The sequence below is a fragment of the Microbacterium sp. PRF11 genome, from assembly GCF_031844085.1.
Taxonomy (GTDB): domain Bacteria; phylum Actinomycetota; class Actinomycetes; order Actinomycetales; family Microbacteriaceae; genus Microbacterium.
On sequence record NZ_JAUZUP010000007.1, the window covers coordinates 15,531 to 37,914 of the forward strand.

At 71.1% G+C, this 22,384-nt stretch carries 21 protein-coding genes and 1 tRNA gene; 9 read left to right on the top strand and 13 right to left on the bottom strand.

The features are described from left to right. Positions 1–44: 44 nt before the first annotated feature. From Q9R20_RS15745 to Q9R20_RS15755, 3 genes are read right to left on the bottom strand one after another with little or no spacing between them, the layout of a single operon-like run. Positions 45–1,046, bottom strand: coding sequence for a zinc-binding dehydrogenase (locus Q9R20_RS15745; protein ID WP_311250230.1), 1,002 nt, complete (start codon positions 1,044–1,046; stop codon positions 45–47). An 18-nt stretch (positions 1,047–1,064) separates the two neighbouring features. Then, positions 1,065–1,844 carry an SDR family oxidoreductase gene (locus Q9R20_RS15750; protein ID WP_311250231.1) on the bottom strand — a complete coding sequence of 260 codons (780 nt, stop codon included), beginning with the start codon at positions 1,842–1,844 and terminating at the stop codon, positions 1,065–1,067. Further along, entirely contained in the window at positions 1,841–3,229 is a 1,389-nt protein-coding gene (locus tag Q9R20_RS15755) for a GntP family permease (RefSeq protein ID WP_311250232.1), read from the bottom strand. The genes Q9R20_RS15750 and Q9R20_RS15755 overlap by 4 nt, the downstream gene beginning before the upstream one ends. Before the next feature lie 139 nt (positions 3,230–3,368). Here Q9R20_RS15755 and Q9R20_RS15760 point away from each other — a divergent pair, with 139 nt between their 5' ends. From Q9R20_RS15760 to Q9R20_RS15785, 6 genes are all read left to right on the top strand, one after another. Then, positions 3,369–4,064 (top strand): FadR/GntR family transcriptional regulator, encoded by a 696-nt coding sequence (locus Q9R20_RS15760; protein WP_295838327.1) that lies wholly within the window; start codon positions 3,369–3,371, stop codon positions 4,062–4,064. Between the two features lie 35 nt (positions 4,065–4,099). After that, positions 4,100–4,615 carry a gluconokinase gene (locus Q9R20_RS15765; RefSeq protein WP_311250233.1) on the top strand — a complete coding sequence of 172 codons (516 nt, stop codon included), beginning with the start codon at positions 4,100–4,102 and terminating at the stop codon, positions 4,613–4,615. An 88-nt stretch (positions 4,616–4,703) separates the two neighbouring features. Next, the gene (gene gndA / locus Q9R20_RS15770; protein ID WP_311250234.1) at positions 4,704–6,299 is read left to right on the top strand and encodes an NADP-dependent phosphogluconate dehydrogenase; all 1,596 of its coding nucleotides are present in this window, start codon (positions 4,704–4,706) and stop codon (positions 6,297–6,299) included. A gap of 8 nt (positions 6,300–6,307) precedes the next feature. Then, the gene (locus Q9R20_RS15775; protein WP_311250235.1) at positions 6,308–6,775 is read left to right on the top strand and encodes a VanZ family protein; all 468 of its coding nucleotides are present in this window, start codon (positions 6,308–6,310) and stop codon (positions 6,773–6,775) included. 5 nt (positions 6,776–6,780) lie between these two features. Then, positions 6,781–7,515: a response regulator transcription factor gene (locus tag Q9R20_RS15780; protein WP_311250236.1), complete on the top strand. Its 735-nt coding sequence runs from the start codon at positions 6,781–6,783 to the stop codon at positions 7,513–7,515. Positions 7,516–7,619: 104 nt separating this feature from the next. Further along, entirely contained in the window at positions 7,620–9,056 is a 1,437-nt protein-coding gene (locus tag Q9R20_RS15785; protein WP_311250237.1) for an ATP-binding protein, read from the top strand. Positions 9,057–9,166: 110 nt separating this feature from the next. Here Q9R20_RS15785 and Q9R20_RS15790 read toward each other — a convergent pair whose 3' ends face one another. The 7 genes from Q9R20_RS15790 to Q9R20_RS15820 form a co-directional block, all read right to left on the bottom strand. Continuing rightward, the gene (locus Q9R20_RS15790; protein WP_311250238.1) at positions 9,167–9,793 is read right to left on the bottom strand and encodes a hypothetical protein; all 627 of its coding nucleotides are present in this window, start codon (positions 9,791–9,793) and stop codon (positions 9,167–9,169) included. A 72-nt stretch (positions 9,794–9,865) separates the two neighbouring features. Continuing rightward, positions 9,866–11,419, bottom strand: coding sequence for a flavodoxin reductase (locus Q9R20_RS15795; RefSeq protein ID WP_311250239.1), 1,554 nt, complete (start codon positions 11,417–11,419; stop codon positions 9,866–9,868). A 28-nt stretch (positions 11,420–11,447) separates the two neighbouring features. Further along, entirely contained in the window at positions 11,448–12,326 is an 879-nt protein-coding gene (locus Q9R20_RS15800; RefSeq protein WP_311250240.1) for an FAD:protein FMN transferase, read from the bottom strand. A 5-nt stretch (positions 12,327–12,331) separates the two neighbouring features. After that, on the bottom strand, positions 12,332–12,826 hold the full coding sequence (locus Q9R20_RS15805; protein WP_311250241.1) for a hypothetical protein: 495 nt from the start codon (positions 12,824–12,826) through the stop codon (positions 12,332–12,334). Between the two features lie 179 nt (positions 12,827–13,005). Further along, the gene (locus tag Q9R20_RS15810) at positions 13,006–14,040 is read right to left on the bottom strand and encodes a ribose-phosphate diphosphokinase (protein ID WP_311250242.1); all 1,035 of its coding nucleotides are present in this window, start codon (positions 14,038–14,040) and stop codon (positions 13,006–13,008) included. Then, positions 14,030–15,478 carry a bifunctional UDP-N-acetylglucosamine diphosphorylase/glucosamine-1-phosphate N-acetyltransferase GlmU gene (glmU, locus tag Q9R20_RS15815; RefSeq protein WP_311250243.1) on the bottom strand — a complete coding sequence of 483 codons (1,449 nt, stop codon included), beginning with the start codon at positions 15,476–15,478 and terminating at the stop codon, positions 14,030–14,032. The genes Q9R20_RS15810 and glmU overlap by 11 nt, the downstream gene beginning before the upstream one ends. Position 15,479: 1 nt before the next feature. After that, positions 15,480–15,551 (bottom strand) — tRNA-Gln (locus Q9R20_RS15820). A 139-nt stretch (positions 15,552–15,690) separates the two neighbouring features. On the opposite strand from Q9R20_RS15820, the gene Q9R20_RS15825 reads away from it, so the two are divergent. Together Q9R20_RS15825 and Q9R20_RS15830 are read left to right on the top strand one after the other, a co-directional pair. Next, complete coding sequence (locus Q9R20_RS15825) at positions 15,691–16,143, top strand: MarR family winged helix-turn-helix transcriptional regulator (RefSeq protein ID WP_396653706.1); 453 nt, start codon at positions 15,691–15,693, stop codon at positions 16,141–16,143. Next, positions 16,140–16,652, top strand: coding sequence for a hypothetical protein (locus tag Q9R20_RS15830; RefSeq protein WP_311250245.1), 513 nt, complete (start codon positions 16,140–16,142; stop codon positions 16,650–16,652). Before Q9R20_RS15825 ends, Q9R20_RS15830 begins: the two co-directional genes overlap by 4 nt. A gap of 101 nt (positions 16,653–16,753) precedes the next feature. Here the strand turns inward: Q9R20_RS15830 and Q9R20_RS15835 are convergent, their stop codons facing one another. Beyond that, complete coding sequence (locus tag Q9R20_RS15835; RefSeq protein ID WP_311250246.1) at positions 16,754–17,488, bottom strand: hypothetical protein; 735 nt, start codon at positions 17,486–17,488, stop codon at positions 16,754–16,756. A 160-nt stretch (positions 17,489–17,648) separates the two neighbouring features. Between Q9R20_RS15835 and Q9R20_RS15840 the strand changes: the two genes are divergently transcribed. Continuing rightward, entirely contained in the window at positions 17,649–19,313 is a 1,665-nt protein-coding gene (locus tag Q9R20_RS15840; RefSeq protein WP_311250247.1) for a PHP domain-containing protein, read from the top strand. 110 nt (positions 19,314–19,423) lie between these two features. Here Q9R20_RS15840 and Q9R20_RS15845 read toward each other — a convergent pair whose 3' ends face one another. Continuing rightward, positions 19,424–21,217: an ABC-F family ATP-binding cassette domain-containing protein gene (locus tag Q9R20_RS15845; RefSeq protein ID WP_311250248.1), complete on the bottom strand. Its 1,794-nt coding sequence runs from the start codon at positions 21,215–21,217 to the stop codon at positions 19,424–19,426. Between the two features lie 236 nt (positions 21,218–21,453). Beyond that, positions 21,454–22,371 carry an ABC transporter substrate-binding protein gene (locus Q9R20_RS15850; protein WP_311250249.1) on the bottom strand — a complete coding sequence of 306 codons (918 nt, stop codon included), beginning with the start codon at positions 22,369–22,371 and terminating at the stop codon, positions 21,454–21,456. Positions 22,372–22,384: the final 13 nt, after the last annotated feature.

Here is a 22,384-nt window from a genome sequence, read left to right on the forward strand (position 1 = left end):
AACGCCCCGGTGCTCGAGTGGCGAGCACCGGGGCGTTCTCCGTGTCAGAGCGCGAAGACGACCTTGCCGGAGCGCTGCGAGTCACGAGCGGTGGCGAACGCCTCTTCGGCATCCGTCAGCGCGAACTCGTGCGTGAGCGCCGTCTCGATGACGGGGTTCTCGGCCAGCAGCTGCACGGCCCGGTCGATCTCCTCGTGGAACCGGAAGGCGCCGAGATAGCGCACCTCCTTCGAGATGAAGGGCGCGAGGTTGACCGGCCGCGGGTCGTCGGGGAGCATGCCCACCTGCACCACCGTGCCGCCGGGGCGCACAGCCTTCAGCGCCGTCGAGATCGACACCGGCACCCCGGAGCATTCGAGCACCACGGCGTAGGCGTTGGGTTCGACGTCGTCGGCGGAGACGTCGATGACGGCCTCGGCGCCGAGGGCTCGGGCTCGCTCGAGGGGCCCCGCGAGCACGTCGGTCGCGGTGACGCGCGCCCCCGCGGCGACGGCGGCGGCCACGGCCATGAGCCCGATGGGCCCCGACCCGGTCACCAGGACCTCGAGACCCGCGACGTCGCCCGCCTTGCCGAGCGCGTGCAGCGCGACGGCCAGCGGTTCGGCCAGAACGGCACGCCGGACCGGGAGGTCGTCGGGGAGGACGCGCACCATGGCGGCCTCGACGATCAGATACTCGGATGCCGCGCCCTGGGTGTGCGGCCAGGTCGACGCGCTGCCGAGGTACGAGCCCCCGGGCCACAGGTGCGGGGCGTCCTCGATCCCCGCACGGGGCGTGCCGAAGCGCGCGGGGTGCACGGTCACCGGGGTGCCCGCGGCGAGGGTGCCCGAGGGGTCGAGGTCGACCCGCCCTGATAGCTCGTGCCCCGGGACGAGCGGCTCGCGGACGACGAAGGCGCCGTTGGCCCCCTCGAAGTAGTAGTGCAGGTCGGAGCCGCAGATGCCGACGTACTCGACGCGCAGGCGCACCTGCCTCTCCCCCGGTTCGGGGACGTCGACCTCGTGCACGGCGGCGGTGAGCGCCTTCTCGATCAGCAGTGACTGCATCATCGTTCCTCTCCGCGGTCAGACGACCGCCGTCATCCCGCCGTCGACGAAGATGTTCTGCCCCGAGACGAAACTCGACGCATCCGAGGCGAGGAAGAGCAGGGCTCCGCGCAGCTCGTCGACCTCGCCCCATCGGGCGGCGGGCGTGCGCTGCTCGAGCCAGCGCGTGAACTCGGGGTCGTCGACGAGAGCGCGGTTCATCTCGGTGGCGAAGTAGCCCGGGCTGAGCGCGTTGACCTGGATGCCGAAGCGCGCGAGGTCGGCGGCCATGCCTGCGGTCAGCTGCGCGACGCCGCCCTTGGTCGCCGAGTACGGGGCGATCGTCTGACGCGCGAGACGCGACTGCACCGAGGCGACGTTCACGACCTTGCCGGAGCCGCGGGCCACCATCGCGGGGGTGACGAACCGCGAGACGTAGAACACCCCCGACAGGTTCGCCGCGACGATGTCATCCCAGTCCGACACCGCGAACTCGTGGATCGGCGCGCGGCGCTGCACGCCCGCGTTGTTGACGAGGATGTCGGGCGTCCCCACCTCCGCGAGCAGCTCGCCGACGGCGTTCTCGACGACCGCGGCGTCGGTGACGTCGAAGGTCACGGCGTGGGCCGGACGTCCCGACAGCTCCTCGGCCTCGGCGCGGGTCTGCTCGACGGCGGCCTCGTCGCGACCGTGGACGATCAGTCGCGCGCCCCCGCGGGCCAGCGTGAGAGCGAGCGCACGGCCCAGACCTCGGGACGACCCGGTGACGAGGGCCAGGCGATCGGAGACGTCGAACAGATCGGCGTTCGAGCCGGTCACAGGACCGCTCCGATCGCGAAGACGAGCAGCGCCGCAGCGAAGCCGAGCACCGACTCGATGGCCTGCTGCACGGTCCAGGTCTTCAGCGTCGTCTTGACGTCCATGCCCATCAGGCGGCCGACGAGCCAGAAGCCGGAGTCGTTGACGTGGCCGGCGAAGACCGAGCCGGCAGCGGTGGCGATCGTGATCGCGACGACCTGCAGCGGCGAGAAGTCGCCCGCCATGACGGCCGGGGCCGCGAGGCCCGCGGCGGTGACGAGGGCGACCGTGGCCGAGCCCTGCGCCAGACGCAGGATCACCGCGATGATGTAGGCCGCCACGATGACCGGGAGTCCGAGGTCGCCCAGGCTGTCGGCGAGCGCGTCACCGATACCCGAGGCGCGGAGGACAGCCCCGAACATGCCACCGGCGCCGGTGATGAGGATGACCGAGCACACCGGCCCGAGAGCGGAGTCGACGACCTTTTCGAGGGCCGTGCCGTTCTCGCCGCGGCGGAAGCCGAACACGACGGTCGCCACGAGCACGGTGATGAGCAGGGCGACGGGCGAGTTGCCGAGCAGGATGAGCACCTGCACGACCGTGTTGTCGGTGTCGACGACCCCGGCCGAGCCCAGGGTGGTGAGACCGGTGTTGAGGAAGATCAGCAGCATCGGCAGCAGGAGCACGGCGATGACGGTCAGGGGCTTGGGCGGGTTGCTCGGCTGGTCGGCGTCGACATCGCCGAAGAGCGCGGGCACCGGGAGCACGATGCGGCGCGCGATGAACTTGCCCCACAGGTAACCGGAGAGGTACCAGATCGGGAAGGCGATGAGCAGGCCGACGAGCAGCACCAAGCCGAGGTTCGCGCCGTAAAGCTCGGTGGCGCTGACGGGGCCGGGGTGCGGGGGCAGGAAGACGTGCATCACCGAGAACGCGGCGGCAGCGGGCAGACCGAACAGCAGCACGTTGTTACCCGACACTCGACGGGCGATCGCGAAGATGATCGGCAGCATCATCACGAGCCCGGCGTCGAAGAACATCGGGAAGCCGAGGATCAGCGAGACGATGCCCAGGGCGAACGGGGCTCGCTTCTCGCCGAAGATGCGCACGAACGTCTCCGCGAGCGATTGCGCCCCGCCGGAGTGCTCGATGAGCCGCCCGAGCATCGCGCCGAGTGCGACCAGCAGGGCGACCGTGCCGAGGGTTCCTCCGAACCCTCCCGTGAGCGTCGACACGATGGCCGACACGGGGATGCCGGCGACGAACGCCGTCACGAGCGACACGATGATGAGCGCGAGGAACGCGTGCACCTTGAGCCAGATGATGAGCACCAGGATCAGTGCGATCGCGCCCGCCGCGATGGCGAGCAGCGGCGCCGTGCCGAGTGTTTGAGTCCAGTCGTCCAAGAGATCTCCGTTGATTCAGGGTGCGCGGCGTCGGGCATGCTGTGATCGACCCGCGCCCACGAGTCCAGTCAGGGCATTTTCACACAATGATCATATTTTTGACAAGATATGGTCGTACCAAACGACCTAAGGAGGGGTCATGGCCCGCGCCTCGCACGACTCCGTGCTGGATGCCATCGGCATCCGCATCGTCGACGGAGAGCTGCCCGCCGGCCGCGTGCTGACCCTCGCCGCCCTCGAAGCCGAGTACGGCGTCTCACGGACGGTCGTGCGCGAGGCCGTCCGTGTGCTGGAAGCCATGGGCATGCTCGCTCAGCGCCGCCGCGTGGGCATCACCGTGCGCCCCGCCTCCGACTGGAGCGCCCTGGACACCCGCCTCATCGGCTGGCAGCTCGCGAGCCGCCGCCGCGACCAACTCATCGTCAACACCACGGAGCTGCGCGCGGCGATCGAACCGGTCGCCGCCCGTTTGAGCGCGCGCCGCGCCACCGACCTCCAGCGCGGCGAGATCCTCCGCCTCGCCGAGGAGCTCGCACGGCTGGGGGCGGCCGGCCTCGGCAACTCCCCCGAGTACCTCGCGGCCGACATCGCCTTCCACGACCTCATCCTGATCTCCAGCGGCAACCTCATGCTCGCCGCCGCGCGCGCGCCCATCGCCGCCGCGATCGAGGGCCGCGCGATGCACGGTCTGACCCCCGGCATCCCGAACCCCGACGCCCTCGACAACCACGTCGCGACCGCCGAAGCCATCGGTCGCGCCGACGCCGACGCCGCCGAGGAGCACACGCGGATGTACGTCGCCGCCGTGCTCACCGAAGTCCGCCGCACGATCTGACCGTCAACCGACCGCTTTCGACGAAGAGAGAAGCCATGACCGCTCCCGTCCCCGTCCTCGTCTTCATGGGACCCGCCGGCACCGGCAAGTCCACCGTCGCCGGCATGCTCGCCGGTCGCCTCGGCTGGGACTTCCAAGAGGGCGACGACCTGCACCCCGCCGAGAACGTCGCCAAGATGGCATCCGGTCACGCCCTCAACGACGACGACCGCTGGCCCTGGCTCGATCGCGTCGCGGGGTGGATCGACGGTCGGATTGCCGCCGGCCGCCCCGGTGTCATCACGTGCTCCGCCCTGAAGCGCAGCTACCGCGACGTGCTGCGCCGCGACGACGTCACCTTCGTGCTGCTGATGGGCGACCCGAAGCTCGTGCTCGAGCGCCTGCTGCGCCGCCAGGGACACTACATGCCGCCGTCGCTGCTCACCTCGCAGTTCGAGACCCTCGAGATCCCGGATGCCGATGAGCGGGCGATCCGCGTCGACCTCGACCTCACACCGCAGCAGCAGGTCGACGAGGTCGTCGCCCGCCTGCACCTCACCGCCACACCCTGAAACACGCGCGGGCCGAGCCGATACAGTGGCGGAGGCGGCCCGCGTGCGCTCGCCCACCCCTTCCTCGCACCCGAAAACGGAGCAACGAATGACGTCGACCCCCTCCCCGACCGGACCTTCGACCGACCAGGACCAGGCCCCGCACGAGGCCGCACAGGTGCACGAAGGCGCACCCGGCATCGAAGAGGTGGAGCGTCCCACCGCCGAAGCCGACTCGCGCCCCGAGGGCGAAGGCGACGGCACCGCCAACATCGGCGTCGTGGGCCTGGCCGTCATGGGCTCGAACCTCGCCCGCAACCTCGCCAGCCGCGAGGGCAACACCGTCGCAATCTTCAACCGCAGCCAGGACAAGACCGAGCACGTGCTCGAGCAGCACCCCGAAGCGAACTTCGTCGCCTCGTTCTCGTACGAGGACTTCGCCGCGTCGCTGTCGAAGCCGCGCACCGCGATCATCATGGTGAAGGCCGGCCGCCCCACCGACTTCGTCATCGACGAGCTCGTCAAGGTCTTCGAGCCCGGCGACATCATCGTCGACGGCGGGAACGCGCTGTTCACCGACACCATCCGCCGCGAGAAGGCCGTTCGCGACACCGGCATCAACTTCGTCGGCATGGGCGTCTCCGGCGGCGAGGAGGGCGCTCTGCGCGGCCCCTCGATCATGCCGGGCGGATCCGACGAGGCATGGGCGACGCTGGGCCCGATCCTGAAGTCGATCGCTGCGGTCGCCGAGGGCGAGCCGTGCGTGACCCACGTCGGCCACGACGGCGCCGGTCACTTCGTCAAGATGGTGCACAACGGCATCGAGTACGCCGACATGCAACTCATCGCCGAGGCCTACGACCTCATCCGTCGCGCCACGGGCAAGACGCCCGCCGAGATCGCCGACGTGTTCGCCGAATGGAACCGCGGCGAGCTGGAGTCGTACCTCATCGAGATCACCGCCGAGGTGCTGCGCCAGACCGACGCCGACACCGGCAAGCCCCTCGTCGACGTCATCCTGGACCAGGCCGGCGCGAAGGGCACCGGCGCGTGGACCGTGCAGACGGCTCTCGACCTGGGCGTGCCCGTCTCGGGCATCGCGGAGGCCACCTTCGCCCGCTCGCTCTCGAGCCACCCCGAGCAGCGCGAGGTCTCGCGCGAGCTCCCCGGCCCCTCGGGCACGGAGCTGCTCTCGGGCGAAGACGCCGACGCGTTCATCGAGCAGGTGCGCCTCGCGCTCTACGCCTCGAAGATCGTCGCCTACTCGCAGGGCTTCGACGAGATCCGCGCGGGTGCGGCGCAGTACGACTGGAGCATCGACCTCGGTGCCGTGTCGAAGATCTGGCGCGGGGGCTGCATCATCCGCGCCCAGTTCCTCAACCGCATCGCCGAGGCGTACGACGCCGAGCCCGAGCTGCCCGTCCTGCTGACCGCCCCGTACTTCGTCGAGGCCCTCGGCCGCGCCCAGGACGCCTGGCGCCACATCGTGTCGCTGTCCGCGGCGAGCGGGATCCCCGCCCCCGCCTTCAGCTCGTCGCTGGCGTACTACGACGGCCTGCGCGCCGAGCGCCTGCCGGCCGCCCTCATCCAGGGTCAGCGCGACTTCTTCGGCGCGCACACCTACCGCCGGATCGACAAGGAGGGCACCTTCCACACCCTCTGGTCGGGCGACCGCACCGAGATCGAGGCCGAGGACACCCACTGACGACCCCGATGACGAAGCGGCGGCGGGCACTGCTCGTCGCCGCTTCGTGCGTCTACGCCGTCGGCCTGTGGTGGATGACGCTGCGTCCCTCGATCTACGACGCCGAGGTCGGCGGCATCCTGGATCGGGTGCTCGAGGCGCTGCGCAGGCTCCCGGCGACATTCTGGATCACCTTCGACGTCGTCGAGTCCGTGGCGAACGTCGCGCTGTTCATCCCCGCGGGGCTGCTGGCGATGGCGTGGCGGGGGCGGTGGTGGCACGGCATCCTGATCGCCCTCGCGCTGAGCGCGGCGATCGAGACCGCGCAGCTGCTGTGGCTGCCGTCGCGGGTGGCCGACGTGCGCGACCTCGCCGCCAACACGGTCGGCGGAGCGCTGGGGGTCGGCCTCGCGATGATGTCCAGCCGGTGGCTGCGCAGCTCACAGGAATCCCATAATGCACACCATAGAAAGCTCATAGATTCCGGCGCACAATGAGTTCCATGACCGCGACCGCCGCCGCCCCCGCCTTCACCCGCCCCGACGGGAGCCCGCTGCGCGTGCTCGTCGTCGACGACGAGCAGATGCTCACCGACCTGCTGTCGATGGCCCTGCGCATGGAGGGGTGGGACGTGAAGACCGCCGGGTCGGGCTTCGACGCCCTGCAGTCCGCCCGCGACTTCGAACCGGATGCCATGGTGCTCGACATCATGATGCCCGACCTCGACGGCATGGCCGTGCTGCAGCGCCTGCGCCACTCGGGCAACGACGTTCCCGTGCTCTTCCTCACGGCGAAGGACGCCGTGGCCGATCGGGTCGCGGGCCTCACCGCCGGTGGCGACGACTACGTCACCAAGCCCTTCAGCCTCGAAGAGGTCGTGGCGCGCCTGCGGGGGCTCATGCGCCGTGCGGGCACCGCACTCACTCGCGACGCCGAGCCGATCCTGCGCGTGGGCGACCTGTCGCTCAACGAGGACAGCCACGAGGTTATGCGCGGCGACCGAGGGATCGAGCTGACCGCCACCGAGTTCGAGCTCCTCCGCTTCCTCATGCGCAACCAGCGCCGGGTCGTGTCGAAGGCGCAGATCCTCGACCGCGTCTGGAACTACGACTTCGGCGGCCGCTCCAGCGTGGTCGAGCTGTACATCTCGTACCTGCGCAAGAAGATCGACGCCGGACAGGAGCCGCTCATCCAGACCGTCCGCGGGGTCGGCTACATGATCAAAGCTCCCCAGTGACGATCCCGCCCCGACCCGCTCCCCCGTCCGCTCCCCCCGCCGCACCGCGACGCGAGAACACGCTCACGCGGCTACGCCGCCCCTGGACCCTGCAGGCGCGACTCATGACCGCCGTGATCGGCATGGTGGCGTTCATCCTCGTGATGATCGGCATCTCGACGAGCGCGATCCTCAGTCAGGTGCTGTACGTGAACCTCGGGGCGCAGGTGGATGAGACGGCGGCGTCTATCCAGCCGCGCGTGGCGTTCCAGAGCGATGCGGAGTCGGTGCTCGAATCGACCCGATTCCCGGGCGGCACATTGCTCGTGTTGAACACCGGCTCCAGCATCACCGGGGCCGTCGTGGAGGACAACGGACCGCGCGCCCTCTCCGATGACGATCTCGGGCAGATCGTCCAGACTCTGCAATCGGCGGATGGCAGAGCTCAGACGGTCGACCTCCCCAATCTTGGTGAATATTTTGTTCGGCCGTACGCCGCCCCCGGGGGCGGCGCATTCCTGGTCGGCCTACCGCTGTCGAGTGTCACCGGCACCATTGGCGCGATCCTCACCACGGTCGCCCTCGTCACGGCCGGCGGGCTGCTGCTGCTCGCCGTGATCATCGCGATCGTCATCCGCCTCGGCCTGCGTCCGCTGCGCGCCGTCGCCGAGACCGCGACGCGTGTCGCCTCGCTGCGGATGGACCAGGGCGACGTCTCGATCACGGAGCGCGTGCCCGCCGAGCAGGCGGACGCGCAGACCGAGATCGGCCAAGTCGGCTCCGCCCTGAACACGCTGCTCGACCGTGTGGACGCCTCGCTCACCGCCCGACAGCGCAACGAGGAGCTGATGCGCCGGTTCGTGGCCGATGCCAGCCACGAGCTGCGGACTCCCCTGGCATCCATCCGCGGCTTCAGCGAGCTGTCGCTGCGCGCCATGCGCCAGGCGCAGGACGACGAGAGCCGCCAGCGCGTCGCCAGGGCGGTGGAGACCACGGAGCAGTCGCTCGAGCGCATCCAGGCGCAATCGCTGCGCATGACGACTCTCGTCGAGGATCTGCTGCTGCTGGCGCGCCTCGACGAGGGACAGGAGCTCGTCTATGGCTCCGTCGACCTCACCCGCCTGGCCGTCGAAGCCGTGGGCGACGCCCGCCCCGCGGGTCCCGACCATTCCTGGACGATCGACGTCCCCGACGCGCCCGTCGAGCTGGCCGGGGATGCCTCGCGCCTGCACCAGGTGGTCGCGAACCTGCTGGCGAACGCCCGCACGCACACCCCGGCCGGCAGCGAGGTGAACGTGTCAGTCGCCCACGAGGGCGACGAAGCGGTGCTGCGCGTCCACGACGACGGGCCCGGGATCGACCCGTCGGTGGCCTCCCAGCTGTTCGAGCGCTTCGCCCGCGCCGACCGCTCCCGCGACCGCAAGACCGGCGGAACGGGCCTCGGCCTCTCGATCGCCCGCGCGATCGTCGACGCCCACCGCGGCACGATCACCGTGCGGAGCGCCCCCGGCGACACGACGTTCGAGGTGCGGCTTCCGGCGAAGCCCGCCGACCCGGTGTGACCTCGCGGATGCCGGCGGTCAGGCGCAGCGCTCCCTGACCGCCGCCTTCGCCGCCTCGACGTCGGGGGCGGGCGCCGCCGCGACGCCGGCGACCGCCACGTCCACGGCCGTCAGTCCCACAGCGGACGTACCTCGGCGGCCAGGGCACGCAGGTGGCCACCGTCGAGCGAGAATCGCGACTCGGGAACCCCGAACGTCGTCCACTGCACGACGACGTCGAGTGGGCCCTCAGGCGGCAGCGGCCACAGCCACAGCCCGTCATGCATCGTGTACTCGTCGGACCCGCCCGACCCGCCTTGACCCGTCATCCGCACGGTGTGACGCTGCGGCTCGGCCGGAGCGTCGTGGCGGTGCGGATCTGGGAACCCGAACGGGTCGTCCAGGAGCAGCCGCTGACCGTCGCCCAGCGACAAACCCCAACGCAGGCGTCCCGGGGTGCGGTCGGCCACCCCGAAGTGCCCCGCGAAGTCCATCTGCGCGAGCTGCCACTCCCGTGGGTCGCGTCCACCGCGACGGAGGTGCCGATCGAACAGGATCTCGACGCCGTCCGAGAAGACGCGTACGCCCATGAGGGCGATGACGACGTCGCTCCCGCGTGCCAGCAGGCCGGTAAGGCCCGACAGGACCGGGATCTCATCGCGCGGCGGCTCGAACGAGGGGATCCGCTCGGACCGCCCGTCGAAGCGGTCGCCGTCACCGTCGTCCACGGGGTCGGAGGAGAAGAAGGTCGAGCGCATACCCCCACCTTCTCCTCTCGCGGCGCCGGACGCCAGTCTCACGTTGGAGGGCTGAACCTTGCCTGTCGCGGTTCAGTAGCCGGCAAAGGCGTCCGTGGTGAGCGATCTGGCTTTCGCGAGCGCCGGGGCGAGCGCCGAGATGAGCCGCGGCGGGCCCGAGACGTACGCCGAGCGCTGCGCGATGTCGGGAACGGCGCGCAAGAGCGCCTCGGCATCCACTCGATCCGGTCCCGCCCACGCCCACCGCGCGGGCAGGTCGAGCGGTTCGTCGCGCGAGAACACGACGACGGGGATGCCGCTGTCGGCGATCTCGTCACGGAATGCCAGCTCCGACGCCTCGGACACGACGTACACGAGCACGACATCGCGCTCCTGACCGGTGGCGACGAGGTGGCGCAGCTGCGACACGAACGGGGTCACCCCGATGCCGGCCGCGACCAGCAGCACGGGCGACGTCGGACGCGAGGGGAGGACGAAGTCGCCCCAGACGCCGGTGACCGCGAGCGTCGATCCGGGCTCGACCGCCGCGAGCGCCCGCTTGTACGAGGACTGCGAGCCGTCCTTGAAGGCGATGCGCACCTCGGGCAGGTCTTCGGGAGCCGAGACGATCGAGAACTCGCGGCGCGTGCCGCGGGCGTCGGGGCGGCGATGCGGCACGTCGAGCTCGAGGTACTGGCCGGGGCGGAACGAGAAGGGGCGTGCCGCCTGGAAGGACAGCTCGCGCACCGTGGGGGTCACGTCGCGGCGACGCTCCACCCGCAGACGGACGGCCGCGCGCAGGCAGAAGAGGAAGGCGAGGAGGTTGCCGACGAGGAGGGCGCGCTCCTGGCCGAGGGTGATCTCACCGACCGGCAGCGGCCACCCGGCGAGGACGCCGACGAGGATCGCCACGAGGTACTGCTGCGCACGACGCGGCGGGAGCGTCAGCGGCTCCGACAGCATGAACGCGCCGAGGAAGAGGAAGGGGGACGAGAACGCGACCTGCATCAGCACGGCAGGTACGTCGACCGGGAACCCGGCCGCCTGGAACTGCACGCTCGTACGGAGGAACGCGACGGCCATCGCGACGATCCAGAAGACGACCACGATCGGCAGCTTGTCCGTCCTCAGCAGCAGCAGGACGCCGAGGACCAGCACCGTGGCCGCCAGCCAGGGCGAGCCGACCCACCAGGCGGACGAGCCGAGGTCGGGGGCCCAGATGCTCACGATCGTCAGCACCGTCGCACCGGTGGCGGCGGGGTTGAAGACGTGCCGCCCGCGCCACAGGAGGAGATACTTCGACGCGGATGCCACGACACCGGCGAGTGCGAGACCGGCCAGGCCCATCGGCTCGACCGAGGGGCGCAGGACGAACAGCAGGATCCCCGCGGTGATCAGCGAGGACTCCAGACGGCGCGGCATCCGGAGCAGGCTCTGCGCGACCAGGTCGGTGAGCGCGCACGCCACGGCGAGCACCACGACGCTCGCGACCAGCTCGAGCGGCTGCGGCACCACCAGTCCCGCGAACGACAGCACGAGCGAGACGACGGCGAGCAGGCCCAGCGACGCGAGGACGAGCCGGTACATCGACACACGTCCGATGAGGCCGAGGACCCGGGTCGAGCCGGCGGTGAGCGTGGTGCTCATGAGGAACCCTTCGGGGGATGGAACGGGGTCAGGAGAAGATCTCGCCCGAGAATCCGGGCGACCATTCGACGCGGCCGTCGGTGCGCATGCGGACCCAGGAGCAGTCCCAGGATGCCGCGAGCTCGGGGCCGCCGTCGAAGAACAGCGCCGTGGCGAGAGCGTCGGCGCGCATCGCGGTGTCGGCGAGGGCCCAGGTCGCGGCGTACGCCCGCACGGGAGCGCCGGTGCGGGCGTCGAGCACGTGATGCAGGCCGTTCCCCCACGCGCGACGGTTGATGGCCGAGGCGCAGAGGGCCGCATCGGTCACCGTGACGACGCCGATCGCGCGCGTGGGGTCGTAGGGATGCTCGAGGCCGACACGGACCGGGGTACCGCGGGCGGCGAGGTCGCCGGAGGCGTCGACCACGACATCGCCCTCGGCGTGGACGCGCACGGCCTCGAGGACGAGGTCGACCAGGCGCCCCTTGCCGAGCGCCCCCACGTCGATGGTCGCGGGCGTCGTGACCCGCAGATGATGGGCATCCCAGCGGAGGACCTCGTCCCACGCCGGAGCCGGCTGCGCGTCCCCCGACGCCGCGAGAGTCAGGCGGGCGTCGTACCCGAGACGCGCGAGCGAGTCGCCGACCAACGGGTTCACCGCGCCGGAGGTCGCGGCGGCGAGCTCGCGGTAGAGCGAGAGCATGGAATCCGCGTCTTCCGGGGCGGGGATGGATGCCGTGCGCCCCTCGGCGAGCGACGAGACGAGCGAATCATCGCGGAACCGCGACCACTCGCGGTCGAACCGCTCGACGAGGGACGACACGGCGTCGCGGGCGCTCGAGGACAGCGGATCCGCCGTCTCGATCGCCCACGACGTGCCGATCGCGTCGAAGGTCCAGGTCGAACCCGTCGCAACCGGAATGCTCATGTTCGTCAGGCCTTGGCCTCGGACTTGATCTCGTCGACGGCCTTGTTGAAGCCGCCGCTGGTCAGCGAGGAGCCGGCGACCTTGCTGACCGAGATCTCGTCGAGCTTCTTGCCCACGACCTCGTCCTTGATGCCGCCGATGAACTCGCTCTGGTAGCGCTTGGACTCGGCGGCCTGCGGGTCGCCGGTCACCTCGACCGCCGTGACGGTGTCTCCGGCGATCGTCAGCGTGACGTCCACGGTCTCCACGCTCTCGGGGGTGGCGTACTGGCCGGTCGCCTCGTAGGTGCCGTCCGTATAGGTGCCCGAGGCGCTCGAGCCGCCCGCGGCCGCGCTCGACGTGGGGGCGGAGGTGGCCGCCGGGGCGGCGGCGCTCTCGGCGGGCGCCGCGGAGTCGGTGCTCGCGCCGCCCGAACACCCGGCGAGGGTGGCGATCCCGGCGACGCCCAGCAGAGCGGTGCCGATGCGGACGGGACGGGGTACGGCTGTGGTGCGGATCATGAGGGTCCTCCTTCGGTCGTGCCTCGCGGCGCGTTCGTGCTCACGGTAGGGACACGACCTTGGCGGCACCCGGGTTCATTCTTTTGTGCCGGCTGTGAGCGCGCTGCGCCGAACCCGCCCCGAAGAGGCTCAGCCGCCTCCCGGAACGGGAGACGGCTGAGTCAGTGGGCCGGGAACGCTTACGCGTCGCCGCCGAACATGCTCGTGACCGAGCCGTCCTCGAAGACCTCGTGGATCGCGCGCGCGAGGAGCGGAGCGATCGGCAGCACGGTGAGACGCTCGAACCGACGCTCGGCGGAGATCGGAACGGTGTCGGTGACCACGACCTGGTCGATCGCGGCATCCTGGAGGCGCTCGACGGCGGGGTCGCTGAAGATCGCGTGGGTCGCGGCGACGATGACCTTGCGCGCCCCGTTCGCCTTGAGCGCCTGCGCGGCCTTCTGGATGGTGCCGCCGGTGTCGATCATGTCGTCGACGAGGAGGCAGGTTCGCCCCTTCACGTCACCCACGATCTCGTGCACCGAGACCTGGTTGGCGACCTTCGGGTCGCGACGCTTGTGGATGATCGCGAGCGGGGCGCCCAGGCTGTCGGACCACGTGTCGGCCACGCGCACGCGACCCATGTCGGGAGACACGACGGTGAGGGTCTCGCGATCCTCGCCGGTGAGGCCCTGCTCGAAGTGCTCGAGCAGCACGGGCTTGGCGAAGAGGTGGTCGACGGGACCGTCGAAGAAGCCCTGGATCTGCGCGGCGTGCAGGTCGACGCTCATGATGCGGTCGGCGCCGGCGGTCTTCAGCAGGTCGGCGACGAGGCGCGCGCTGATGGGCTCGCGACCGCGGCCCTTCTTGTCTTGACGGGAGTACGGGAAGTACGGTGCGACGACCGTGACCCGCTTGGCCGAGGCGCGCTTGAGCGCGTCGAGCATGATGAGCAGCTCCATGAGCCACTCGTTGACCGGCGGACCGAACGACTGCACCACGAACACATCGCACCCGCGGATCGACACCTCGAAGCGGGTGTAGATCTCACCCGACGCGAAGGTGCGGTGCTCGGTGGGGGCGAGCTCGGTGCCGAGGTGCTGCGCGACCTGCGCGGCGAGCTCGGGGTGCGACCGGCCCGAAGCGACGACGAGCCGCTTCTTGGTCTTGGCGACGAGCCCGGGGGCGATGCCGTTGTCGCGGTCGAGATCTACACGGTTCTTCTTACGAGCCATCGCGCGCTTCCTGTTCAGCCCGAGCCCGCGCGGCCACGTCGGCCGCTGCGGTGCCCGGTCGGTTCTTCTCGACCCACCCCTCGATGTTGCGCTGAGGGGCGACACTCAGAGCCAATGCGCCGGCCGGGACGTCCTTGCGGATCACCGCGCCGGCACCCGTCTTGGCGCCGTCTCCAATCGTAACCGGCGCGACGAAGACGTTGTGCGAGCCGCTGTGCACCTCGTCGCCGATGACGGTGCGGTGTTTGGCGAGGTCGTCGTAGTTGGCGGTGATGGCGCCCGCGCCGAGGTTGACGCCGCGGCCGATGTCGGTGTCGCCGATGTACGACAGGTGCGGGACCTTGCTCCCCTCGCCGATCGAGGAGTTCTTGACCTCGACGAAGGTGCCGACCTTGCCGTTGACGCCCACGCGCGCGTTCGCGCGCAGGTACGCGAAGGGTCCGACGGTGGCGCCCGCTTCGACGACGGCGAGCGTCCCGTCGGTGCGGGTCACGGTGGCGTCCTCGCCGATCTCGCAGTCGACGAGCGAGGTGTCGGGGCCGATCGTGGCGCCGGAGCCGATGACGGTCGCCCCCCGCACGTGGGTGTTGGGCAGGATCGTCACGTCGGGGGCGAGCGTGGCGGTGACGTCGATCCAGGTCGTGGCGGGGTCGATGACGGTCACGCCCTCGAGCTGCCAGCGGCGCACCGTGCGCGCGTTGAGGGTGCGCCCGGCCTCCGACAGCTGCACGCGATCGTTGACGCCCAGAGCCGCCGAAGCGTCGGGGGTGAGGGATGCCGCAACTCCCAGCTGCGCATCGCGGAGCAGCCCGATGACGTCGGTGAGGTACTTCTCGCCCTGCGCGTTGGCCGTGCCGACGAGCGCGAGCTGCGTGCGCAGCGCGGCCGCGCGGAAGGCGTAGACGCCGACGTTGATCTCGTTCACCGCGGCCTCGTCGGTCGACGCGTCCTTCTGCTCGACGATGCGACGCACGCCGTCGCTGTCGTCGCGGAGGATGCGCCCGTAGCCGAAGGGCTCGTCGACCCGGGCGGTGAGCAGCGTGACCGCGCTGCCCCCGGTGCGGTGCGTCGCGAGCAGTTCGGTGAGGGTGCCGGTCTCGAGCAGCGGCACGTCGCCGCTGAGCACCAGGATGTCGCCGTCGAAGTCCCCGAGCGCGTCGAGCGCGACCTCGACGGCGCGGCCGGTGCCGGGCACCTCGTCCTGGTCGACGACCACGACGCCCGGGGCGAGCTCCGACACCGCCTGCGCGACGAGTTCGCGCTCATGGCGGACGACGACCACGATGCGCGCCGGATCGAGGGATGCCGCGGTGTCGAGCACGTGGCCGACGAGCGGACGACCGCCCACCGGGTGCAGCACCTTCGGGAGGCGGGAACGCATGCGGGTGCCCTGGCCCGCAGCGAGGACGACGACGGCGAGCTCGGTCGGTGAGGTCATGCTCCGCCGCCAGGATTCGAACCTAGACCTAACAGCTCCAAAGGCTGTCGTGCTGCCGTTACACCACGGCGGACCGTGCCCGCGGGCACCGGTCAAGTCTGCCAGACCTCGCCCGCCGGCGTTCGCGCCCGCCGTCACGCGCGTCGCCTTGTCGCCATAATGAGACCGTGACCAGGGACAGCGACGAAGTCGACCGCATCGTCGAGGCCTGGATGCGCCAGCGCCCCGATCTCGACTTCTCGCCGCTCGAGGTGCTCTCCCGCGTGGCACGCTTGTCGCGGCACCTCGACAACGCCCGCAAGGAGGCATTCCGCCGCAGCGACATCGAGTCGTGGGAGTGGGACGTGCTGTCGGCCCTGCGCCGTGCCGGGGAGCCGTACCAGCTCAGCCCCAAGCAGCTCCTGCAGCAGACGCTGGTCTCCAGCGGCACCATGACCAACCGGATCGACCGGCTCGTCGCCCGCCGGTTCGTCCGCCGCGAGGCCGACCCGGGCGATGGACGGAGCATCCTGGTGACCCTGACCGAGGACGGCCGGGTGCGCGTGGACGCCGCCATCACCCGCCTGGTCGACGCCGAAGCGCTGCTGCTGGACGGGCTGGCCCGGGGCGACCGGGACCGGCTCGCGACGCTGCTGCGCAAGCTCAGCCTCGGGTTCGACGCATGAGCGCCCCCGTCACGCGGCCGTCGCACCTCGCCCGCGTCCTCGCGTGGTTCGACGTGCGGTTCCGCTCCCCCGCCGCCATCTACGGCCTGATCGTCTTCGCGGCCTTCGTCTCGATCGCCGACGACCACACCGACTCGGTGTGGGAGGTGCTGGAGAGCGCCGTCACTTCGCTCGTGGTGTTCTTCATCGCGCATGTCTTCGCGCACACGCTCACGGAGCACGCCGCGCACGGTCTGCGCCGGGCCACCCGCCAGGGTCTGCGGCACGGCTCCGGCATGCTCTACGCCTCGGTGCCGGCGATCCTCGTGCTCGTGTACGCGGGCATCGCCGGAGTCCCCGTCCCCGACGCCTTCGAGGCGTGCATGTGGGCGACCTTCGCCGTGCTCGGCCTGCTCGGGTACGGCGCCTACGCGCGGCGCAAGGCGTCGATCCCGATGCGTCTGGTCGGCGCGGTGGCCACCGCGTGTCTCGGCGTGTTCATCGTGCTCCTCGAGTACGCCGTGCACTGAGCACGTTCCGCCGAGCGTAGCCGCACGGCCCGCGGGCCGGTCACGTGCGCGACGGCACGGGCGCCGCGGGACGCCCGTGCCGTCCAGCGGCGCTCGGCGGGTCAGGCCTCGGTGCGCTCGCGGCGACGACGGCGCAGCGCGAGACCGGTCACCACGGCCGCGGCAGCGAGCAGACCCGCCCCCGCCGCGATCGAGCCGCCCGTCACGGCGAGGTTCGCACCGCCCGCTGCCGGCGCGGGAGTCGCCGACGCGGTCGGCGCGATCGAGACGGATGCCGAGGGAGACGGCGAGGCGCTCGGGGCACCCGTCGTGGGGGTCGGGGTCGACGAGGGGGTCGCCGTCGGGGTCGGCGTCGGCGTCGCGGTGGGCGCGCCGGGGATGGACCACCGGGCCCCCGCGAACGTGACGGTGACGGTCGCCACGGGCGTGACCGTCGACGGCACCCCACCGCTGAGGGCGAGGCACTCGACGGAGAGCGCCGCGGAGCCCGTTCCGGCGGGGATGAGTTCGGCGAACGACGACGCCATAGGCACGACGACCGTCCCCGCGCTCGCGGGGACGGTGGCCGACGCGACGACGGCGCTGCCGCCGACGGGCGTCACCGTCAGCCGGGCGCCGTCGCGCACGCCCGCCGGGCACCCGCCGCTCGCCTCCCCCGTGGCGAACGACGGGTAGGCGGTGGCGTCGCCCGCGTAGATCGCCGCGCCCGCGGCATCCCGGATCACGAGCTCGTCCGCGGTCGTGGCGGACGCTCCGGCGGCACCCAGCGGGAGCAGCGCCGCGACGGCGATCGCGGCGACGGGAAGGAGGCGGAGGGAGGGGGTGCTGGACGACATGGCGGCTCTCGGTCGAGGCGGGTTCTGCGGACGCGAGGGACTGTGCCGCACCGGATGATCCGGCCGGTGAACGGATGATGACGTCAACATCATCGACCGGCCACCTCGCATTCACCCGCCGCGCATACGTTCCCGGCGACCCTCCTCACGAAAGTCAGCGATGTCCTCTCCCACGCACTCCGGCCTCTCGCGCCGCACCTTCCTGGCCGCCGCCGCGGCCGCCGTCACCACCGCTTCGGCCGCGTCGTCGTTCGGCCCCGCCGCGGTCGCGAGCGCCCAGGCGGCCGCCGCGACGACGCCGGCCGATCCCTCGAAGCTCAGCTGGCTCGTGTTCGACCACCACGTGCACTCGGTCTACTCGCACGACGCGAAGTACGCGATGACGACGATCCTCGATCAGGCTCAGCGCTTCGGAGTGGATGCCATCGCCTTCACCGAGCACAGCAACCTCGGGCACGCGAACGTGGGCGGCGTCTTCAACGCGGCGCGCGAGATCGAGGCGGCGCGCACCGCGCGGCCCGACCTGCTCGTGTTCCAGGGCCTCGAGTGGTACATCCCCGCCGCGGAGCACGGAACGGTGCTCGTGGCACCCGGTCCTCGCGTCACGCAGGTGCTGCGCCGCTTCGAGCTCGACTACGACGGCAAGCTCAACAAATGGGAGAAGCCCCGCCCCGGCACCAGCGACGCCGCCGACTGGCTGCAGCACGCGGTCGACGGCATCCGGTGGCTCGGTCAGCAGCGCAAGAGCGGCGTGGTCGACGACGTGCTGGTGCTCGCGAACCACCCGAGCCGACTGGGCATCGACTCCCCCGGCGAGCTGCGCGCGTGGCAGGATGCCGACCCCGACGTGTTCCTCGGCTTCGAGGGCGCGCCGGGTGCCCAGGCGTCGGGCCTCGCCGCCAACACCACGGACCGCTCCCAGCGCGGCGAGTACGAGAACTCGCGCAGCGACTACTCCTTCCCCGGGTTCCCCGCCGAGGCCTACCGCGCGCACGGCGGCTTCGACTGGATGACCGCCGTCGTCGGCGGCATGTGGGACGCGCTGCTGAGCGAGGGCCGCCGCTGGTGGATCACGACGAACAGCGATCTGCACCTGAAGAACTTCGACAACACCCGGGTGGGCGACTTCCCCACCGGCACGGGGTGGGACAACGGAGCCACGCTGGCCAACTTCAACCGCGCGGGGCGCCGCCCCGACCCCGTGTCGACGGCGACGCCGCAGGGCGGGAGCGATCTGTGGCCGGGAGAATTCAGCCGCACCCACGTGGGCGCCACCGCCCGCACGCACGCCGCCGTCCTCGACGCGGTGCGAGCCGGGCGGATGTGGGTCGACCACGGCCACCTCGTCGCCGGTCTGTCGGTGACGCTCCGCGCCGCCGACGACACCGCGAACACCGCCACCCTCGGCGGCACCCTGCGCGTGCCGCGCGGGACGAAGGTGGAGCTCGTGATCGACGTCGAGCCGACCACGCAGCGCAACTCCGCCGGCATCCTGCCGCGTCTCGCGCACCTCGACGTCATCCGCGGCGAGATCACCGGCCCCGTCGGCGACCGCGACACGATGGTGGCGCCCAAGACCCGCGTGATCGAGCTGCGCGACGTGAGCGACCGCAGTGGCTCGCCGTTCCAGCTCGTGATCCCGGTGGGCACGGTCGACGTCGACGGCTACGTGCGCGTGCGCGGTTCCGACGGCCGGGTGAACGGCACCGGCCCGCGCGGCGCCGAGGTCGACCCGCGCGCCCCGCAGCCGCACGCGCCGGGGCAGGGCAACCCGTGGCTGGACACCTGGCTCTACACCAACCCGATCTTCGTGTCGGTGCGCTGAGCGCCGAGGCGCGGTGAGCGGAGAAGATCCGGTCGGCGGAGGACGGTCACGGCACCGAACGTCCTCCGCTGCCCGATTCCCCTCCGCTCACCGGCTCGGCCGGCGCCGGCTCAGCCGATCGCCTCGGTGAGCTCGAACCACTGCATCTCGAGCTCGTCGCGCTCGGCCTCCAAGCCCGAGATGCGCTGCATCTCTTTGCCGAGACCGACGTAGTCCGCCTGGTCGTGGTCGGCGAGAGCGGCCTTGGCCTTGTCGATCTGCTGCTGGAGCTTCTCGATGCGCCGCTCGGTGGCGGAGGCCTCCTTCTGCGCGGCCCGGAGCTCGGCGCCCTGCAGACCCGGAGCCGGCGCAGCGCCACCCGTCTGCGCGGGCCGGGAGGGCTCGGCATCCTGGATCGAACGCAGCCGCAGGTACTCGTCGACACCGCCGGGGAGGTGGCGGAGCTTCGCGTCGAGGATCGCGTACTGCTGGTCGGTGACGCGCTCGAGGAAGTACCGGTCGTGCGACACGACGATGAGCGTGCCCGACCACGAGTCGAGCAGGTCTTCCATCGCCGCGAGCATGTCGGTGTCGAGGTCGTTGGTCGGCTCGTCGAGGATCAGCACGTTCGGCTGGTCGAGCAGCACCAGCAGCAGCTGCAGGCGGCGCTTCTGCCCGCCGGACAGGTCTTTCACGGGCGTCGAGAGCTGGGCGTTCGAAAAGCCCAAGCGCTCCAGCAGCTGCCCCGGGGTGAGCTCCTGGGCCTTCGACCCGGCACCGAAGGAGTAGGTCGTGCGCAACCCCGCGATGACCACGCGCACGGGATCGTTCAGGTGCTGCTCGAGTTCGTCGAGGCGCTGGGTGAGGGTGGCCACCTTGACCGTCTTGCCGCGTTTCACCCGCCCGCTCGTGGGCTCGAGCGAGCCGGTGACCAGGCTCAACAGGGTCGACTTGCCGGCGCCGTTGACCCCCAGGATGCCGGTGCGCTCCCCGGGCGCGATGCGCCATTCCACATCTCTGAGCACCGTGTGGTCGCCGTAGGCCACCCCCGCGTCGAGCAGGTCGACCACGTCTTTGCCCAAGCGCGAGACGGCGAGCGACTGCAGCGCCACCTTGTCGCGGATCTCGGGCACGTCGGCGATCAGCTCGTTCGCCGCGTCGATGCGGAACTTCGGCTTCGAGGTGCGCGCCGGCGCCCCACGGCGCAACCACGCGAGCTCTTTGCGGGCGAGGTTCTGCCGGCGCTGTTCGATGGATGCCGCCTGACGATCGCGCTCGACGCGCTGCAGGATGTACGCGGCGTACCCGCCCTCGAACGGCTCGACGATCCGGTCGTGGACCTCCCAGGTCATGGTGCAGATCTCGTCGAGGAACCACCGGTCGTGGGTCACGACGAGCAAGCCGCCCGCGGACGGGGCCCATCTCTTCTTGAGGTGGCCGGCGAGCCAGGTGATGGCCTCGACGTCGAGGTGGTTGGTGGGCTCGTCGAGGAACAGCACGTCCCAGTCGCCCGAGAGCAGCTTCGCCAGCGCGACGCGACGGCGCTGGCCGCCCGAGAGGTCGCCGAGTCGGGCGTCCCAGGGCAGGTCGCCGAGCAGGCCCGCGATGACGTCACGGGTGCGGGCGTCGCCCGCCCACTCGTGCTCGGGACGGTCGCCGACCACGGCGTGGCCGATCGTGTCGTCGTCGTCGAGGGTGTCCTGCTGGTCGAGCACGCCGACCGTCACTCCCCCGCGCACGGTCACGCGACCGCTGTCGGGCTCGCGGATGCCGGCCAGCATGCCGAGCAGGCTCGACTTGCCGTCGCCGTTGCGTCCGACGATGCCGATCCGGTCGCCCTCGTTCACGCCGAGCGAGACGGAGTCGAAGACGACCTTGGTCGGGTATTCCAGGTGCAGGGCTTCGCCCCCGAGCAGATGTGCCATATCCGTTCCAGGGTAGGCGACCCGCGGTCACGGGAGACGCCGGCCGGACGGTATCTGCTCCGGGCGACACGGCGGGGCCGCCCGGGCGGGATCCCCACGAACCACGGCGGGGCCGCCCGGAATCCGGACGCCCCCCACGACACACGGCGGGGCCGCCCGGAATCCGGACGGCATCCCCCCACGGAACACAGCGGGGCCGCCCGGACATCCGGACGGCCCCGCAAGAACGGGTGGGCTCAGAAGCCGTTGGCGGCGAGCCACTCCTTGGCGATGTTCTCCGGCGACTCCTGGTCGACCGTCGACTTCACGTTCAGCTCGACCAGGCCCTCGGGCGTGAGCGCCGCGCTGACCTTGTTGAGCACGTCCGACACCTGCGAGGCGACGTCGGAGTTGACGACCGGCACGACGTTCGACGCGAGGAACAGGCCCTTCGGGTCGGTCAGCGTGACGAGGTCGTCGGTCTGGATGCGCGGGTCGGCGGTGTAGACGTTGGCGACCTGGATGGTGCCGGCGACCAGGTCGTCGACGGTGGTCTCACCCGTGGGCGAGAACTGCACGTTCACGCCGTAGGTCGACTGCAGACCCTCGGGGCCGTAGGGGCGCTCGGCGAGCTCGGCGTTGCCGCCGAGGGTGAGGCCCGAGGTGACCTTGGCGAGGTCGGCGATGGTGGTCAGGCCGTTGGCCTGGGCGAACGCCGAGGTGACCGTGTAGGAGTCCTGGTCGGTGGCCGACGACTGGTCGAGCACCTCGAGGCCCTCGGGGAGGGCGTCCGGGAGGGCCGCGTAGACCTCGTCGGCGGTGCGGGCGGTGGTCTCGGCGTCGAAGAACTGCAGGAGGTTGCCGGTGTACTCGGGGAACACCGAGACCGAGCCGTCCTCGAGCAGCGGGATGTACGCGTCGCGCTGACCGATCTGGAACTGGCGCGTGACGGTCATGCCGGCGCTCTCGAGGGCCTGCGCGTAGATCTCGGCGATGATCTCGTTCGAGTAGTAGGCCTGCGAGCCGACGACGATCGTCGACGACGAGTCGCCGCCGTCGCCACCGTCGTTGCTGAGCGGGTCGCTGGATCCGCCGCTGCAACCGGCGAGGGCGAGCGAGGCGGCCGCGAGGCCGGCGAAGAGACCGAGGCCCTTCCGGGTTCGTGCTGTGAACATGGATGCTCTCTTT

Excerpts from the sequence above, each read along its gene's own strand:
- Q9R20_RS15745 (WP_311250230.1), bottom strand. The coding sequence starts at position 1,046 with ATGCAGTCACTGCTGATCGAGAAGGCGCTCACCGCCGCCGTGCACGAG.
- Q9R20_RS15760 (WP_295838327.1), top strand. The coding sequence starts at position 3,369 with ATGGCCCGCGCCTCGCACGACTCCGTGCTGGATGCCATCGGCATCCGC.
- Q9R20_RS15765 (WP_311250233.1), top strand. The coding sequence starts at position 4,100 with ATGACCGCTCCCGTCCCCGTCCTCGTCTTCATGGGACCCGCCGGCACC.
- gndA (WP_311250234.1), top strand. The coding sequence starts at position 4,704 with ATGACGTCGACCCCCTCCCCGACCGGACCTTCGACCGACCAGGACCAG.
- Q9R20_RS15775 (WP_311250235.1), top strand. The coding sequence starts at position 6,308 with ATGACGAAGCGGCGGCGGGCACTGCTCGTCGCCGCTTCGTGCGTCTAC.
- Q9R20_RS15780 (WP_311250236.1), top strand. The coding sequence starts at position 6,781 with ATGACCGCGACCGCCGCCGCCCCCGCCTTCACCCGCCCCGACGGGAGC.
- Q9R20_RS15785 (WP_311250237.1), top strand. The coding sequence starts at position 7,620 with ATGACCGCCGTGATCGGCATGGTGGCGTTCATCCTCGTGATGATCGGC.
- Q9R20_RS15790 (WP_311250238.1), bottom strand. The coding sequence starts at position 9,793 with ATGCGCTCGACCTTCTTCTCCTCCGACCCCGTGGACGACGGTGACGGC.
- Q9R20_RS15795 (WP_311250239.1), bottom strand. The coding sequence starts at position 11,419 with ATGAGCACCACGCTCACCGCCGGCTCGACCCGGGTCCTCGGCCTCATC.
- Q9R20_RS15800 (WP_311250240.1), bottom strand. The coding sequence starts at position 12,326 with ATGAGCATTCCGGTTGCGACGGGTTCGACCTGGACCTTCGACGCGATC.
- Q9R20_RS15805 (WP_311250241.1), bottom strand. The coding sequence starts at position 12,826 with ATGATCCGCACCACAGCCGTACCCCGTCCCGTCCGCATCGGCACCGCT.
- Q9R20_RS15810 (WP_311250242.1), bottom strand. The coding sequence starts at position 14,040 with ATGGCTCGTAAGAAGAACCGTGTAGATCTCGACCGCGACAACGGCATC.
- glmU (WP_311250243.1), bottom strand. The coding sequence starts at position 15,478 with ATGACCTCACCGACCGAGCTCGCCGTCGTCGTCCTCGCTGCGGGCCAG.
- Q9R20_RS15825 (WP_396653706.1), top strand. The coding sequence starts at position 15,691 with ATGCGCCAGCGCCCCGATCTCGACTTCTCGCCGCTCGAGGTGCTCTCC.
- Q9R20_RS15830 (WP_311250245.1), top strand. The coding sequence starts at position 16,140 with ATGAGCGCCCCCGTCACGCGGCCGTCGCACCTCGCCCGCGTCCTCGCG.
- Q9R20_RS15835 (WP_311250246.1), bottom strand. The coding sequence starts at position 17,488 with ATGTCGTCCAGCACCCCCTCCCTCCGCCTCCTTCCCGTCGCCGCGATC.
- Q9R20_RS15840 (WP_311250247.1), top strand. The coding sequence starts at position 17,649 with ATGTCCTCTCCCACGCACTCCGGCCTCTCGCGCCGCACCTTCCTGGCC.
- Q9R20_RS15845 (WP_311250248.1), bottom strand. The coding sequence starts at position 21,217 with ATGGCACATCTGCTCGGGGGCGAAGCCCTGCACCTGGAATACCCGACC.
- Q9R20_RS15850 (WP_311250249.1), bottom strand. The coding sequence starts at position 22,371 with ATGTTCACAGCACGAACCCGGAAGGGCCTCGGTCTCTTCGCCGGCCTC.